The sequence below is a fragment of the Acidocella aquatica genome, assembly GCF_030160635.1.
Lineage (GTDB): Bacteria > Pseudomonadota > Alphaproteobacteria > Acetobacterales > Acetobacteraceae > Acidocella > Acidocella aquatica.
The window spans coordinates 46,898-62,694 of the sequence record NZ_BSOS01000041.1; the positions used below are offsets into that span (position 1 = coordinate 46,898).

A 15,797-nucleotide genomic window follows, 5' to 3' on the forward strand; every position below is an offset into this window, starting at 1 on the left:
AGGCGGCCCGGGGATGTTCCGGGCCGTTTCCGCTGCGGGGGGTTCAGGCGGCTTGCGCGGCTGTTTCCTCGGTGTGTTGCGGATCTTTGCCGAAGAGGAAGTCTATGTCCTCCGCGTTGAAGGCGAGGCCGCCGGATTCGGAGAAGGCGATGCTGGCGAGTTCGGCCTTGCGCTGTTGCAGCTCCAGGATGCGTTCTTCGACCGTATCGACCGCGATCATCTTATAGACGAACACGGATTTGGTCTGGCCGATACGGTGCGCGCGGTCGGAGGCCTGGTTTTCCACCGCCGGGTTCCACCAGGGATCGTAATGGATCACGGTGTCGGCGGAGGTGAGGTTGAGGCCACGCCCGCCGGCCTTCAGCGAGATGAGGAAGAGCGGGACTTCGCCCGCCTCGAACGAGCGGACCGGCTCGGCGCGGTCGCGCGTGTCGCCGCGCAGCTCAACATAGGGGACGCCCGCTTCAACGAGGCGGGGCTTGATGAGGTCAAGCATCGAGGTGAACTGCGAGAACACCAGGATGCGCCGGCCCTCGGGGATCAGTTCGCCGATCATCTCCATCAGGTCGTCGAGCTTGGCGGAGCTTTCGGTGCCGCGGTTGCCGCCGCCGAGCTTGACCAGGCGGGGGTCGCAACAGGCCTGGCGGAGTTTGAGCAGGGCATCCAGCACGATGACGCGGCTCTGCGCCAGGGTGCGCTCGGCCATCTGGTCGCGCACGGTCTCATACAGGGTGCCGCGGATGGTCTCGTAGAGTTCGCGCTGGTCGGGCGCCAGGGAGATGCGGCGCAGGATGGTGTGCTTGGGCGGCAGCTCGGTCGCGACTTCGGATTTGGTGCGGCGCATGATGAAGGGGGCGATGCGCGAGACGAGCTGGGCGCGGCATACGGGGTCGCCGTTTTTCTCGATGGGGGTGCGGAAACGCTTGGTGAAGCCGCGCCGGTCACCCAGCAATCCTGGCATGAGGAAGGCGAATTGCGACCACAGCTCGTCGAGGTTGTTCTCGATGGGGGTGCCGGAGAGGCAGATGCGGTGGACGGTGTTGAGCTGGCAGACCGAGCGGGTGGCCCGGGCATCGGGGCTTTTGATGGCCTGGGCTTCATCCAGCACCACAATGTGCCAGGGGAGCTGTTTCATCTCCTCGATGTCGCGCGTCAGGACCGTGTAGGTGGTGATGACGACGTTGACGCCTTCGAGCTGTTCACGGCGCTCGTGGCGCTCCATGCCATGCAGCACGGCGACCGTGAGCTGGGGGGCGAATTTGCCGAGTTCCGCGGTCCAGTTGGCGACGAGGCTGGTGGGGACGACGATGAGGGCGGGGGCGGTGAGGCGGCCTTCGGCGTGGTCAACGCAGATATGGGCGATGGTCTGGGCGGTTTTGCCGAGGCCCATGTCGTCGGCGAGGAACCCGCCGAGGCCGTGGCTGGCGAGGTGCTGCAGCCAGTCCACGCCGTGTTGCTGATAGGGGCGCAGGTGGCCCCGGAATTCTTCCGGCACGACGACCGGGATGATCTCCGGCTCGCCGCGGAAGCGTTCGACATAGGCCTCGATGGTGGCGGCGTTTTGCCAGCTTGTGGTGAGTACGTCCTCCAGCTCCAGCACGGTCGCGGCGGCGCCGACGGGCAGGACCAGGGATTTTTCGGCGGAGCGCCCGGCGGCCTCGATGAGGTCGCCCATGACGGAGAGCAGGCGGCGGATGCGCTCGGCGGGAAGCTTGATGACGCGGCCATCATCCATGCTGGTGATGAGCTCATCGCCCACGATCTGCGCCGCCTCATAGCCGCCGCGGGCGAGCAGATGTTCGAGGATGGGCAGCAAGGGGTGGCGCACACCGTCGATCTCGATGCCGAATTCGAGGCTGAAGCTGCCTTTTTCGGCGTCCGCCACGGTGACATCGAGATTGCCGACGTTCTCCGCCAGTTGCGGGCCGAAATTGGCCTCGATGCTGCTTTGCCAGCCGAGTGCCGTGAGCTCGGGCACGCGCACGGCGACGAAATGGTGCCATTGGGTGGCGGCGGTCTCGCCCCGGAAGACGAGGACGCGCTGGCCACGGGCGGATTTGCCGTCGGCGACGCGCATTTGCACGAAGTTATCGGGGCGGAGGGTGTCGAGGGCGGCGGCTTCGGCGGCGGTGTCGCGCCGGATGAAAACGATGTGGCCGCCGGATTTGACGCGGATGAACTGGGCATCGTCGGCGCCGTCAACCCGCACGCCGGCATAGTCGAAGTCGAGCGTCAGAACATCGATGATGCGCGGGCGGCCGAATTCATCAGGTGCCTGCAGGCGGCGCAGGCGCAGCACGGGGGTGCAGGGGCGCTCCAGCACGGTGGCGCCGGGTTCGGGGGCGTCGGGCAGGATGGGCGCGATGTTGGCGGCGCGGGCGCGCCGGCCGGTGGGGCGCATGCGGGTTGGCGGCGGCGGGAAGGGGCGCTCGTGCGCGGGGATGATGGTGTCAATGAGCGATTTGGGCGCGGCCTTGCGCAGCACGGGGAAGCATTCCAGGGCCTTGAGCGCGGTGGCGGCGAGGTGCTTGCATTTGCTCTCGCCGCAGCTGCATTCGCGCTCGGCGAAGGAGATGCGCTGGCCCATGGCGATAGGGGTGATCTTGGTGGTCCACTTGGCGCCCATCTGGTTGGTGCCGGTGATGGTTTCGCCATCCAGGGAGACGTCGGTCATCTCGGCCATGAACCGGCTGCTGGTGAGGATCTTGGAGTCGAAAACTTTTTCAAGATCTTCAGCGGAATACGGCACCGGCATCAGGCTAACCCTTCAATCTGTCTCGCGCCGCCAGGCTTGGCGCGCGCATCCAACCCGCCGCGCGGCGGGCCAAAGGGTCTCATAGCCGATATTGCGGAAAAGGGCAGGGGGAAAAGACAGAAATTTGCGGGAGGCAGGGCTGAATTGTGCGTGTGTAAAATAAACCCGGTGGTTATTTTATGAGATTCGTAAACCCATTGGTCATCGGGTAGCGCCGGTCGCGGCCAAAAGCGCGGAGGGAAATTTTGACGCCGGGGGGCGATTGGCGGCGTTTGTATTCGGCGCGGTCGAGCAGTTTCCAGATGCGCAGGACGGTGGGGCGCTCGAAACCTTCGGATACAACGTCATCGATGCTGGCTTCGCCCTCGATGAGGCGGTGCAGGATGGCGTCCAGCATGTCGTAGGGGGGCAGGGAGTCCTGGTCGGTCTGGTTTTCCCGCAGTTCCGCGCTGGGGGCTTTGGTGATGACGCGCTCGGGCATGGCGGGGGCGCGCGGGCAGAGGGTGCCCGTGGGGGTGTGCGCGTTGCGCCAGCGGGAGAGTTCGAACACCGTGGTTTTGTAAATGTCCTTGAGGACTGAGTAGCCGCCGCACATGTCGCCATAGAGGGTGGCGTAGCCGACTGACATTTCGGATTTGTTGCCGGTGGTGAGCAGCATGGGGCCGAATTTGTTGGAGAGCGCCATGAGGATGATGGCGCGCGTGCGCGATTGCAGGTTTTCCTCGGTGATGTCCGGCTCGCGGCCGGCGAAGGCGGGGGCGAGGGCCTGGGCGAAAGCGCCGATGGCGCCGGAGATGGGGATGGTCTCATAGGGGATGCCCAGCATCTGGGCGCAGGCGGCGGCGTCTTCCAGCGAGTGCGCGGAGGTGTAGGGGCTGGGAAGCATGACGGCGCGCACCCGCTCCGGCCCCAGGGCGTCGGCGGCGACGGCGGCGGAGATGGCGCTGTCGATGCCGCCGGAGAGGCCGAGGACCACGCCGGGGAAGCCGTTTTTGTTCACATAGTCGCGCAGGCCCATCATCATGGCCTGGTAGATCAGCTCCAGCCGGTGCGGCGCGGGGGGAAAGCGGGTCTGGGCGCAGATCAGGCCGGTGGCGGTGCGGGTCCAGGTGGTGAGGGTGAGGGATTCGGCGAAATGGGGGAGCTGGGCGGCGAGGCCGGAGTCAGCGTTCAGCACAAAGGAGGCGCCGTCGAAGACGATTTCATCCTGCCCGCCGGTGAGGGCGGCGAAGATGTAGGGAAGCCCGGTTTCGGCGACGCGCTGGGCGGCCAGCGCGATGCGGGTGGATTGCTTGCCGTCCTCGAAGGGGGAGCCGTTGATGGAGAGCAGAAGCTCGGCGCCGGAATCGGCGAGGGATTTCGGCACGGTGGGGAACCACCAGTCCTCGCAGATCATCAGGCCGAGGGAGAAGCCGCGGAAGTTCACCGGCATGGGGACGGGGCCGGGGGCGAAGACGCGTTTTTCGTCGAACACGCCGTAGTTGGGGAGTTCGTGTTTTTTGCGCCGCGCGGTGATCTTGCCGCCATCGAGCACGAAGGCGGCGTTGTGCAGGCCGGTGCCGTTGCGCCAGGGGGTGCCGATGATGAGGCCGGGGCCGCCATCGGTTGTGTCCAGCGCCAGTTCCTCGGCGGCGGCTTCGCAGGCGGCGACGAAGGCGGGTTTGAGCACAAGGTCTTCGGGCGGGTAGCCGGAGATGGAGAGCTCGGGTGTGATGAGGAGATCAGCGCCCAGTTCGGCGGCCTGTTTGCGCGCGGCGCGGATGGCGGCGAGGTTTTTGCCGATGGCGCCGAGGTGCAGGTTGAGCTGGGCGATGGCGATTTTAAGCGTGGCGGTCATGGTGGGGGCCCGTCGGGTTAAGGCAGGGAGATGCCGGCTTGCGCCGGCATGACGGTGTTTTTTGGCGGGGTGGGGCGGTTAGCCGAGGTCACGTTTCACCGAGCGCAGGAGGAATTCGCGGCCGATTTTGACCATTGGTTCGCCATCGTAGGAGATGATGTCGGCGGTGGCGTAGGTCTCGGACCAGATTTCGGGGATGAAGCTGCCGGTGCCCACCATGTCAATCGGGGTGTGGGCGTCGGCCATGACGCTGCATTTCTCGACGCCGAAGCCGGAGCTGGCGACGATGCGGACGCGCTCAAACCCGGCATTGTTGAGGGATTCACGCATTTTCCAGATGGCGGCGGCGGAGACGCCGGTGCCGATGAGGTAGCGCAGTTCGCTTTGGCTGCGGTAGCGGCGCAGGGCGCCAGGGGCGTGGCGCTCGAGCACGGCGTAGCTCTCCTGCGGGTCGAGCCCTTCGAGAAACCGGCCGCCGTGGGTGTCCAGCCGGACGGCCATGCGCCCGGCATGGGCCATTTCGGAGAAATGGCGGCAGACGGTCAGCGCGTCGGTGATCTCGTGGCCAAAATAGTCAACTAATACGGTAAGGTCTTCATCGGGGAAGGTCTCGGCGAACATTTCCGCGGCCCGCAGGGTGGAGCCGGCATAGCCGATGAGGGCGTGCGGCATGGTGCCGTAGCCGGTGGGGGCGCCGAAATAATGCGCTGTCCAATCGTTGGCGTTGCCGATGAAGCCTTTGGCGCCCTCGGCCTTGGCGGCGCGCGAGCCGACAGCGGCGGCGTAGGCCATGATCTCCTGCATCTCGGCCCCGGCGCAGTGCCGTGCATCCATCGCCAGGAAGGTGGTTTTGGGCAAGGCGACGCACATCTGGAAGGCATTGTGGGCAGCGACACAGGCGGCGCCGATTTTTTGCAGGATCAGGGTTTCGAGATCAGTGAGGGCCTGCATGCTGCCGGTGATGTAGACCAGCGGCTCGCCCGCGCCGACCCATTCGCCCTCCTTGTGCATCAGCTCGATTTCAAAGGTTTCGCCGCGCGCGGCGGCGACGGCGTTCAACCAGTCCACCATGAGCGCCGGGGCGCACACCACCGGGCGGCGGAGGAACACCGCGTAGGTGACGCGCTTGTCCCCGAAGCGGGCGACGACCGCGCGCGTGCGGTTGAAATAGGCATCCGTGCGCGCGGTGATCTCCGCCTCGTTGAGCGGGGAGAGGCTCATGCGCTTGGGCGCTTGGCCCGGCGGGTTTTCAGCTCCTCGGCGAGGAAGAAGGCGAGTTCCAGCGCCTGTTCGGCGTTGAGACGGGGGTCGCAGGAGGTCTCATAGCGGTTGCCGAGATCGGCCTCAGAGAGGCCACGCGCGCCGCCGGTGCATTCGGTGACATCCTGCCCGGTCATTTCCATATGCGCGCCGCCGGCGATGGTGCCTTCAGCGGCATGGGCGGCGAAGAAGCTCTTCAGCTCGGAGACGATGGCCTCATAGCGCCGGGTTTTGAGTTTTTGCGCGGTGTTGATGGTGTTGCCGTGCATGGGGTCGCACATCCAGACCGGGGTGCGCCCGGCGGCCTTGACCGCGCGCAGCAGGGCGGGGAGCTTTTCGTCCACCTTATCGGCGCCCATGCGGGCAATGAGGGAGAGGCGGCCGGGTTCGTTGTTGGGGTCCAGCCGGTCCATCAGGCGCAGCAGGTCGTCGATTTCCATGCTGGGGCCGACCTTCATGCCGATCGGGTTGCGGATGCCGCGCATGAATTCGACATGCGCGCCGTCCAGTTGGCGGGTGCGGTCGCCGATCCACAGGTAATGCGCCGAGCAGGCATAGTATTCGCCGGAGGTGGAATCCAGGCGGGTGAGGGCCTGCTCGTAGGGGAGCAGGAGGGATTCGTGGCTGGTGTAGAAATCGGTCTCACGGATTTGCGGCGCGGAGATGCTGGTGAGGCCGCAGGCACCCATGAAGGCCAGGGTCTCATCGATGCGCGCTGAGAGGTCGCGGTAGCGCGCGGCCAGGGGCGATTTTTCGACGAAATCAAGGTTCCAGCGGTGGACTTCGTGCAGGTCGGCATAGCCGCCGGAGGCGAAGGCGCGCAGCAGGTTGAGTGTGCCGGCGGACTGGAAATAGCCGAATTCCATGCGCGTGGGATCGGGGATGCGCGCCTGGGCGGAGAATTCTGGGCCGTTGACGATGTCGCCACGGTAGGAGGGGAGGGAGATGCCGTCGATCGTCTCGGTGTCCGACGAGCGGGGCTTGGCGAACTGGCCGGCCATGCGGCCGAGTTTGACCACCGGCATCGCGCCGCCAAAGGTGAGCACCACGGCCATTTGCAGCAGGACGCGGAAGGTGTCGCGGATGATGTTGGCGGTGAAGTCGCCAAAACTCTCGGCGCAGTCGCCGCCCTGGAGCACGAAGGCCTGGCCGGAGGCGGCCTGGCCGAGCTGCGCCTTCAGGCGGCGGGCCTCGCCCGCGAACACCAGCGGCGGAAAACGGGTCAGCCGCGCTTCCATCGCCGCCAGCTTGGCTTCGTCGGGGTAGCTCGGCACCTGACGGATGGGGCAGTTGCGCCAGCTCGCGGGGGTCCAGCCGGGGGTGAGATGGGCTGGGGTGATCGTGTCCATGGGGTCTCCAGAGTCCTCGTTTGGGGGTATTATCGCGCGATTTGGGCGCGCTGGCTACTTGGGGGGCGTCTTTGCTCCGACAACCCTGGTCTGACTACGCAGGGTGACGAATTCTTCCGCCGCGGTGGGGTGGATGCCGATGGTGCGGTCGAAGTCGGCCTTGGTCGCCCCGGCGGTGATGGCGATGGCGATGCCCTGCATGATCTCCGGCGCGTCTTCGCCCAGCATATGCGCGCCGATGATTTTATCGGTGGCGGCGTCGGCCAGCAGTTTCATGATGGTTTTGCGCGGGCGGCGCGAGAGGGCGTGGCGCATGGGGGTGAAGCGGGTGAGGAAGATTTTGGTCTCGCCGCGCGCGGCGGCTTGCTCTTCGGTGAGGCCGACCGTGGCGACCGGCGGGATGGAGAAGACCGCCGTGGGGACATTCTCCAGGCTGATGCTGCGGGGATTGTTGCCAAAGAGCGTGTCGGCCAGGGCGTGGCCCTCGGCGGTGGCGACGGGGGTGAGGTTCAGGCGGTCGGTCACATCGCCGATGGCGTAGATGTTGGGGGTGGAGGTGGTGAGGTTTTCGTCAATATGGATGGCGCCGGAGGGAGTGGTTTTGACGCCCGCGGCGGCGAGGTTGAGGCCGGAGACGTTGGGCGCGCGGCCGGTGGCGAAAAAGACGAGGTCCACCTCCAGCGCGCTGCCATCGGAGAGGGTGATGTGTTTGGCGCCGTTCACCGCGCGGATGGAATGCGGCGTGGTGCCGGGGTGGAGGGTGACGCCGTTTTGCGCCAGCTCCTCGGCGAGGCCGGAGCGGATGTCGGCATCGAACCCGCGCAGGGGCAGGGGCTGGCGGTAGATGAGGTGGGTTTGCGCGCCCAGCCCGGCGAACACACCCGCGAATTCCACAGCGATGTAGCCGCTGCCGAGGATGGCGACGCGCTTTGGCATGGCGGGGAGGTAGAAGGCGTCATCGGAGACGATGGCCAGCTCCGCGCCGGGGATGGGCAGGCTGGTGGGGTGGCCGCCGGTGGCGATGACGATTTTTTCGGCCGTGATCCGCCGGCCGCCGACATCGAGCGTATGGGAGTCGATAAAGCTGGCTTTGGCCTCGAAGATAGTGGCACCGGCCTGGTCAAGCAGGCGCTTGTAGATGCCGTTGAGGCGGGTGATCTCAGTGTCCTTGGCGGCGAGCAGGGCGGACCAGTCATGCTTGCCTTTGGGCGTGTCCCAGCCGAAGCCGCGCGCGTCTTGCGCCAGGGCGCCGTATTCCGCCGCCATGACCAGGAATTTTTTCGGCACGCAGCCGATGTTGACGCAGGTGCCGCCCCAGAAGCGGGATTCGGCAACGCCGGTGCGCGCGCCATGCCCCGCGGCAATGCGCGCGCAGCGCACGCCGGCCGAGCCGCCGCCGATCACGAAAAGGTCAAAATCCACGCTGTACTCCTGAACTGAAATTAGGCGCCGCGCCGCGCGGCGGCGGCTTTGGCCGGGGTAATGAGAATGGAGGCGGTGTGGCGCAAGGATTTCGCTATTGGGAAAAAGCGGTTGGGGGTGGCGCCTTTTACGAAGGAGGCAACCCAGCCGGTGACATAACTGCCCTCCATGCTGCCCACATGTCCACGAATTGCCATCGTCCGGTTTGGTCTCCAAGCTTGGGCCAGGGCTTGGGCACCCGGGCGGGTCTGCGCCTGTTCTCTATTATCACCGGGTCTGGCTCAAGTCCTAAATACGAATTTTCCGGCAAAAGCGGTTGTCACGCGTGCGCGGCGCCGTGGAGGTTTAGGTTTTGGGTAACTGCCGGGCTTTGGCGGCGGGGGTGACGCCGATCATCTGCAGCAATTGGTTGAGCACGTCATCGGCATTGAAGCGCGAGGCGTCGAACCATTTGTAGATCCAGAAGGTGGCGCCGAAGATGGCCTGGGTGGCGACGAATTCATCGATCGGCGGCAGGATGCCGGCGATGATCGCGCGGCGGATGCTTTTATAGAAATAGCCAGAGTAGACCGCGAGTTTTTTGGCCAGCGCGGCGCGGAGCTGTTTATCTTCGAGGGTTGGCTGGTGGTCGAAGAAATAGCGGTAGAAATCCATCTCGCCGGTGACCTGGGTTACCTGATGGCGCATCAGCTGCACCAGGCATTCATAGGGGTCCGGCTCCTCGGCGATTTTGGCGAGGAGGATGAGCTGTTCGTCGGCGCGTTGGGAGGCAAGCTCGAAGAACAGATGCGCCTTGGAGGGGAAGTAGTAATACAGCGAGGGTTTGCTCAGGCCGGTTTCACGCGCCACGTCGTCCAGCGAGGCGTTGGCGTAGCCTTTTTGCACGAACACGTTACGCGCGGCCTGGAGAATTTCCTCGCGGCGGGTGGCGTAGAGTTCCGAGGGCACGGCGTGCGAGGGCCGTCCGCGCCCGCGCTTGGGCGGGGCGGGAAGGGTTTGCAGCTCCAGGGGCAGGCCGTCGGTAGTCATAGGGTTGTGCGTGCTCCCTTATTTGGCGGCGTGGCTGGAATCGGTGAATTTATCATAATGGATGGCTTCCAGCGGTAAGCCAAGAGCGGTGAGGGCGGTGACGGCGGCGTCGATCATCGGTGGGGGGCCGCACATGTATGCTTGTGTGGCGGTGGCTTGAGCCGCGGGAATGAATTCGGGCAGCATGCCGGTGAAGAAGCCGCGCCTGCCGGTCCAGCCGCTATCGGCGGGTTCGTCGCTCAGCACGGGGAGGAAGGTGAATTCGTCCTGCCAGGTGTTCTTGATCTCCTCGATCTGGTCGAGCGCATAGAGGTCGGCCTGGGTGCGGGCGCCGAACAGCAGGACGCAGCGGCGGCGCAGGCGGTTTTTGCGGGCGTCGTGCAGCAGGCTGAGCAGGGGGGCGAGGCCGCTGCCGCCGGCCATGCAGATGATCGGGCCTTCGCCGCCGCGCAGGAAGAAATGGCCGTGCGGGCCGGTGAGCTCAAACGTGGTGTTTTGCAGCGCGCCGGTGAAGAGTTTATCGGTGAAGGCGCCGCCGGGGACCTTGCGGATGTAGAAGGTGAGCTCGCGCCGGCCGCCCCGCTCGGGCGCGGTGGCGAAGGAATAGGAGCGCCCGGCCAGGGCCGGCAGGTTGAGGCTGGCATATTGCCCGGCGACATAGGGCATGGCGCGGTCGATCTCGACGGTGAGGGCGAGGATGTCATGCGTGAGGGGCTCTTGGCGGGTAATCTGGCCGGTGTAGGTTTCAGGCTCGGGCAGATTGTCGCCCGCGGTTTCGACCTTCACGGTGATGGGGGATTTCAGCCGTGCCTGACAGGCGAGGATGTAGCCGGCGGCGAGTTCCTCGCGCGAAAGGGTGTAGCCGAAATCGGTGATGGCGGAGACCTTGCCCTCGGTTAGCCGGCACTTGCAGGAGCCGCAGGTGCCGACTGTGCAGTTGTGGGGGAAGGGGATGTTTTGCGCGAGCGCGGCCTCCAGCAATGTCTGGCTTGAGCTGACCGGGAATTCGGCGCCCCAGGGGTTAACATGGGCAACATGGGGCGCTGAACCGGAGAACAGCTTTTTGAAAAAACCAGACATTGACGGGCCTTATCGCGTTATCATGGCGGCGAGGTATTGCTGCATCGGCTCGCCGTAGGGCGGGCGCAGGGCGTATTCGGCCTCGATGGCCTTGCCCTGGCGGTAGATCGCGCGGGCGTGGGAGAAGGTGCGGAAACCGGCCTGGCCGTGATAGGCGCCCATGCCCGAAGCACCGACGCCGCCGAAGGGCATTGTCTCGGAGAAGGCGTGGGTCATGCAGTCGTTTACGGTCACGCCGCCGGAGATGGTGTTGCTGAGAACCTGGTGTTCCTCGGCGGGGTCCTGGCCAAAGTAGTAGAGCGCCAGGGGGCGGTCGCGCTTGTTCACAAAGTCGATCGCTTCGCCGACATGGCGGTAGGTGAGCACGGGCAGCAGGGGGCCGAAAATTTCCTCCTGCATGATCCTGGAATCCTCCGGCGGCTGGACGACCAGGGTGGGCGGCAGGCGGTGGACGTTTTGCGCGGTGAAATCTTCGTTCGCCGGGTTGATTTCGACGATGCGCGCGCCGCGCTCCCTGGCGTCGGAGAGGTAGGATTGCAGGCGGGCGTGGTGGCGCTCGTTGATGATGGCGGTGTAGCCGGGGTTGTTCGCCAAAGTAGGGAACATGTTGCCGACGGCCGTGGTGGCGGCGGTGATGAAGCGCTCCAGCGAATGTTCGGGGATGAAGACATAGTCGGGTGCGAGGCAGATCTGCCCGGCGTTGAGGGTCTTGATGGTCATGATGCGGGCGGCGGCGTCTTCGACCGAGGCGCATTGCGAGACGATGACCGGGGATTTGCCGCCGAGTTCCAGCGTGACCGGGACGAGGTTGGCGGCGGCGGCGCGCATGACATGGCGGCCGACCGAGGTGCTGCCGGTGTAGAGCAGATGGTCAAACGCCAGGGTGGAGAATTCCGCCGCGACATCCGGCCCGCCGAGCACGACGGCGATTTCGCTCTCGTTGAAGGCGGCGCCGATGAGCCGGGCGATGAGCGCGGAGGTGGCGGGGGTGAGCTCGGATGGTTTGATGATGCAACGGTTGCCCGCGGCGACGATGCCGGCCAGCGGGGCGAAGGTGAGGTTGACCGGGAAGTTCCAGGGGCTGAGCATGCCGACCACGCCAAGGGGAACGTATTCGACGCGGGCCTGGGCATCGGGGAACATGCCGGCATGGGCTTCCGGCTGCATCCATTTGGCCAGATTGTCGCGGGCGAATTTAAGTTCGTTGATGCTGCCCAGGACATCGGCCAACAGGGTGAGTTCGCGGGTGCGGCTGCCGAAATCACGGGTGATGGTGTCGGCGATTTCGTCCTTGTTGTCGGCCAGCATGGCAATCAGCCGGTTTAGCCAGCCGATGCGCTCATCGGCGGAGAGGATGCCATGCGCGAGGCTGGCCTGCTTCTGGGTTTGCAGCAGGGCGTGCATGCGGGCGATTTCGGGGGCGGTTTTCATATGGTTGTCCTCCTTTTGGTTGACCGCAATTGAGCCGGGAACGCTGCGGCGCGAGCCAAACTTTAGGCTGGTGACGCGTTAGAATTCATCGACGAAACGGATATTGTTCGACTGTTGGTCGACATAATAGAAGCGAGCGCGGGCGGGTTGCAAGGGCCGGGCGGGGAATAGCAGAAAAATAACCCGGCGGGGGATTTTTAGCTTGCGGATTTACCTGCGAACTAATATTGTCGACCACAAGACGATAAAAATAGATGGGCGTTCGGCTTTTGCTGGATGGGTTGCGTTGAGGTTTTGGCGGATGCGCTCACCATGCGGGCTGAATTTTTGGAAATGCTTTAGGGAGTCATGAGTCCATGCTGGAATATGCCAGTTATTACGTTGCGGTCGTTGTGCAGTTGCTGACCGCCTATGGGTTTTATCTTGGTGGTGACTGGGTGTTTATGGGCATCGCCAGTTTTCCGGTGTTTGCCGTGGTGGATGCGGTTTTGCCGAACGATATGGCGGCGCGGAAAATGAACAGCCATTTCTGGGCGAATGTGCCGGTGTGGATTTGCACGCTGCTCGCGCCGGCGTTGTATTTGGCCGCCGCATGGCGCGTCGGGCAGGGAACGCTGGATGGCCTGCAGATCGCCGGTTCAATCTTCAGCCTTGCCTGGCTTTCGGTGGTGCCGCTGGTGCCCTCGGCGCATGAACTCTATCACCAGCGCGGCGTGCTGCAGCGGTTTGTGGGGCGTTACGCGCAGGTTTGTTATCTTGATTGCACGCGCGAGATCGCGCATGTCATCGGCCACCATATTGATGTGGCGACGGGCAAGGATAGCGATACCGCGCGCCGTGGCGTCAGCCTTTATGCCTTTACCCTGCCTGCGGTGATTGAAAGCTCGCTGGCCGCCTGGAAGGTGGAGAGCGATGCGCTGGAGAAGCGCGGCAAGGGACGCTGGTCGATTGGGCACCGGCTGTACAAGGCGATATTGGCGCAGGTGATTTTCCAAACGGTTGTGTATTTGATCGGTGGGATTGATGCCGTGCTGGTTGCGCTCGCGGCCATGATGATTGCGCGTTGCTGGGCGGAATGCTTCAACTACTTCCAGCATTATGGGCTGGTGCGCGTTGAAGGCGCGCCGATTGCCAAGCGGCATGTGTGGAACCACATGGGCTGGCTGACGCGCCGGATGGGCTGGGAAATTACCAACCATGCCGATCATCACCTCGATTCCTACCTGCCGTATTACAAGCTGACCCCGGATATGACGGCGATACGGATGCCCAACGTGTTCATCTGCTTTCTGGCGGCGTTGATCCCGCCTGTGTGGACCGGCATGATCGTCAAGCCGGCGCTCAAGCGCTGGGATTTGGAGTTTGCCACGGCGGAGGAGCGTAAGCTGGCGCGGGCGCAGAATCTGGCGGTGGGCTGGCCGGATTGGTTCGATGACGCCACGGTTGCCGCGGGGCAGGCGCAGCCTGCTTAGCGCGACGGTTTGACGCGATGATCCGCAGGGCGGTCTCTGCGGATCGATTTGCGCGACTCATAATAAAATATTCATAATAAAACACGAGGGGATTTCAGATGATGTCAGACCGGACAAGCCTGAAATGGCAGTGGGTTGCGTCGGCCAGTGGCATAGGTTTTGTGTTTTTCTACACGATTTTTTTTGGTTATTATGGGCATAATCTGCCGCCTGTTTCGGCGGCGTTGAGTGCCGATGATCTGGCCGCGTTTTATCATGCCAATGGCAGTGCGATTTTGTTTGGCCAGACCATGGCGGCATTTTTTGGGATTTTGTGGGTGCCGTGGACGGCGCAGCTCACCGTGGTGATGTTGCGCATTGAGGGCAAGAGCCCGGTGCTGACGTGGATTCAGTTGATCGGTGGGATTCTCACGGCGTGGGTCGTGGTGTTCTGCCCCTCGATCTGGGTGACATGCGCATACCGCACGGATATCGACCCGAATTCGCTGCGTGCGCTGAATGATCTGGGATATCTGATGTTCAACATCACTTATATGGGCACGACCTTGCAGGCTGTGGCGGCGGGGGTTGTTGGCCTCGCGGACAGGAGCGAGCATCCGCTATTTCCGCGCTGGGTGAGCTGGGTGGCGATTTTGGCTGGAATCAGCTTCATTCCCATCACGCTGGATCCGTTCTTTAAGTCAGGGCCTTGGTCGTGGAATGGGACAATGAATTTCTGGGCGTGGTTTGGGACGTATTTTGCGTGGATCGTGACCATGAGCTGGTGCATGAGTGCCGATGTGTGGCGCAAGCTGAAGGCGGCGGCGTGAGGCTGGCTTTGATTTTCTTTTAACTAAAGTTAGTTTTTCTGGGGCGGCCCGTGGGATAATGCTTTCACGGGCCGTCAGCCGTAATCGGGGCCAGAAAATACGGAGGGTGTGGAAGATGACAGATAAAGCCAGCTTGAAATGGCAGTGGGCCGCCGGGTTCAGCGGTGTTGCGTTCGCTGTTTTATACGGAATATTCTGGGGATATTTTGGCCATAACATTCCCCCTGCCTCCCCTGCGCTGAGCCCGGCCGCGCTCGCCGCGTTTTATATTCAGTATCATGGCTCGATCTTGTTTGGTGAATCCATGGGGGCGTTCGTCGGGATTTTATATGGCACCTGGAGCGCGCAGATGGCGCTTGTGATGTGGAGGATTGAGGGGGCGAACCCGATCTTGACGATTTCGGCGCTCATTGGAGGCATTTTGACCACATGGGTTGTTGTTTTTTGTCCGGCGCTATGGGCGGCGGCGGCTTATCGCACCGATATCGACCCGAATACGCTGCGGACCCTGAATGACTGCACATTTATTTTGTTTAATATCACCTATATGGGCACCACGGTGCAGGCCATTTTGGCTGGGATTGTCGGATTGCTTGATAAAGGCGCGCGCAAGGTGTTTCCGGCCTGGGTAAGCTGGTGGGCGATTCTGACTGGGTTGAGTTTCATCCCCATTACGGCGATGCCGTTTTATACCTCCGGGCCGGTGGCGTGGAATGGGGCGATCACGTTTTGGATTGGCTTTACGACCTTCTTTGTCTGGATGATCACGATGGGATGGTACATGGCGGTTGAGGCGTCGTACCGGTTGAAGCAGCGGGAAGCTGGCGGCGCGCGCTATGGCGCGAGCGGAAAGGTGGCCGCATGAACACGATGAATTTTGTGCAGCGCCGGCTGATGGGACATGCGGCGTTGATCATGCTGATTGGTTTTGTGGCTGGTGTGGGCTTGCTGGTTAGCGCCGTTGGCGGGATTGAGGTGTTGCCGGGCAAGATTATTCCGATTGCGCTGTTCGGCTCTGTACCTGGGTGGACGGCGGCGCATCTGGGCGGGATGCTCAATGCGATTTTGATGATCGTGGTCGCGCTGATGTTGCCGGTGTTGGGGTTTTCGTTGAAAACGAGCGGGAATTTAGGCCTGATGCTGATTGGCACGGGCTGGGCGAATACGTTGTTTTATTGGGCATCGCTGCTCAGCCCGAACCAGGCGCTGACGTTTGGCGCCAACCGGTTTGGGCCGGCGAGCATGATCGCGGTGCTGGGGTTGTTGCCGGCGCTGGTGTTTGTTGTTGTCGCCATCGTGGCTTTTGTAATGATTGCACGCCAGGCTTTCCGGCCGGGCTCAAGGGAAGTCTGA

The 15,797-nt window shown here is 63.5% G+C and carries 13 protein-coding genes; 4 read left to right on the plus strand and 9 right to left on the minus strand.

The window, feature by feature from the left end; translation table 11 throughout:
• Positions 1-43: 43 nt before the first annotated feature.
• The 9 genes from QQJ84_RS07765 to QQJ84_RS07805 form a co-directional block, all read right to left on the minus strand.
• The gene (locus tag QQJ84_RS07765) at positions 44-2,755 is read right to left on the minus strand and encodes a DEAD/DEAH box helicase (protein WP_284257559.1); all 2,712 of its coding nucleotides are present in this window, start codon (positions 2,753-2,755) and stop codon (positions 44-46) included.
• A gap of 172 nt (positions 2,756-2,927) precedes the next feature.
• Positions 2,928-4,592 carry an NAD+ synthase gene (locus tag QQJ84_RS07770; RefSeq protein ID WP_284257560.1) on the minus strand — a complete coding sequence of 555 codons (1,665 nt, stop codon included), beginning with the start codon at positions 4,590-4,592 and terminating at the stop codon, positions 2,928-2,930.
• Positions 4,593-4,670: 78 nt separating this feature from the next.
• Positions 4,671-5,813, minus strand: coding sequence for a beta/alpha barrel domain-containing protein (locus QQJ84_RS07775; protein ID WP_284257561.1), 1,143 nt, complete (start codon positions 5,811-5,813; stop codon positions 4,671-4,673).
• Positions 5,810-7,201 carry a class II 3-deoxy-7-phosphoheptulonate synthase gene (locus tag QQJ84_RS07780; RefSeq protein ID WP_284257562.1) on the minus strand — a complete coding sequence of 464 codons (1,392 nt, stop codon included), beginning with the start codon at positions 7,199-7,201 and terminating at the stop codon, positions 5,810-5,812. The genes QQJ84_RS07775 and QQJ84_RS07780 overlap by 4 nt, the downstream gene beginning before the upstream one ends.
• Positions 7,202-7,255: 54 nt before the next feature.
• On the minus strand, positions 7,256-8,623 hold the full coding sequence (gorA, locus tag QQJ84_RS07785; protein WP_284257563.1) for a glutathione-disulfide reductase: 1,368 nt from the start codon (positions 8,621-8,623) through the stop codon (positions 7,256-7,258).
• A gap of 20 nt (positions 8,624-8,643) precedes the next feature.
• Positions 8,644-8,820 carry a hypothetical protein gene (locus QQJ84_RS07790; RefSeq protein ID WP_284257564.1) on the minus strand — a complete coding sequence of 59 codons (177 nt, stop codon included), beginning with the start codon at positions 8,818-8,820 and terminating at the stop codon, positions 8,644-8,646.
• Positions 8,821-8,968: 148 nt separating this feature from the next.
• A complete protein-coding gene (locus tag QQJ84_RS07795; RefSeq protein ID WP_284257565.1) occupies positions 8,969-9,652 on the minus strand; it encodes a TetR/AcrR family transcriptional regulator in 684 nt (227 codons plus the stop codon).
• A gap of 18 nt (positions 9,653-9,670) precedes the next feature.
• Complete coding sequence (locus QQJ84_RS07800; RefSeq protein WP_284257566.1) at positions 9,671-10,732, minus strand: 2Fe-2S iron-sulfur cluster binding domain-containing protein; 1,062 nt, start codon at positions 10,730-10,732, stop codon at positions 9,671-9,673.
• A gap of 9 nt (positions 10,733-10,741) precedes the next feature.
• A complete protein-coding gene (locus tag QQJ84_RS07805; RefSeq protein WP_284257567.1) occupies positions 10,742-12,163 on the minus strand; it encodes a coniferyl aldehyde dehydrogenase in 1,422 nt (473 codons plus the stop codon).
• Between the two features lie 356 nt (positions 12,164-12,519).
• Between QQJ84_RS07805 and QQJ84_RS07810 the strand changes: the two genes are divergently transcribed.
• The 4 genes from QQJ84_RS07810 (at position 12,520) to QQJ84_RS07825 (ending at position 15,797) form a co-directional block, all read left to right on the plus strand.
• Positions 12,520-13,635 (plus strand): alkane 1-monooxygenase, encoded by a 1,116-nt coding sequence (locus QQJ84_RS07810; protein ID WP_284257568.1) that lies wholly within the window; start codon positions 12,520-12,522, stop codon positions 13,633-13,635.
• 98 nt (positions 13,636-13,733) lie between these two features.
• Positions 13,734-14,444, plus strand: coding sequence for a hypothetical protein (locus QQJ84_RS07815; protein WP_284257569.1), 711 nt, complete (start codon positions 13,734-13,736; stop codon positions 14,442-14,444).
• A 115-nt stretch (positions 14,445-14,559) separates the two neighbouring features.
• Entirely contained in the window at positions 14,560-15,309 is a 750-nt protein-coding gene (locus QQJ84_RS07820; RefSeq protein ID WP_284257570.1) for a hypothetical protein, read from the plus strand.
• Entirely contained in the window at positions 15,306-15,797 is a 492-nt protein-coding gene (locus tag QQJ84_RS07825) for a hypothetical protein (protein WP_284257571.1), read from the plus strand. The genes QQJ84_RS07820 and QQJ84_RS07825 overlap by 4 nt, the downstream gene beginning before the upstream one ends.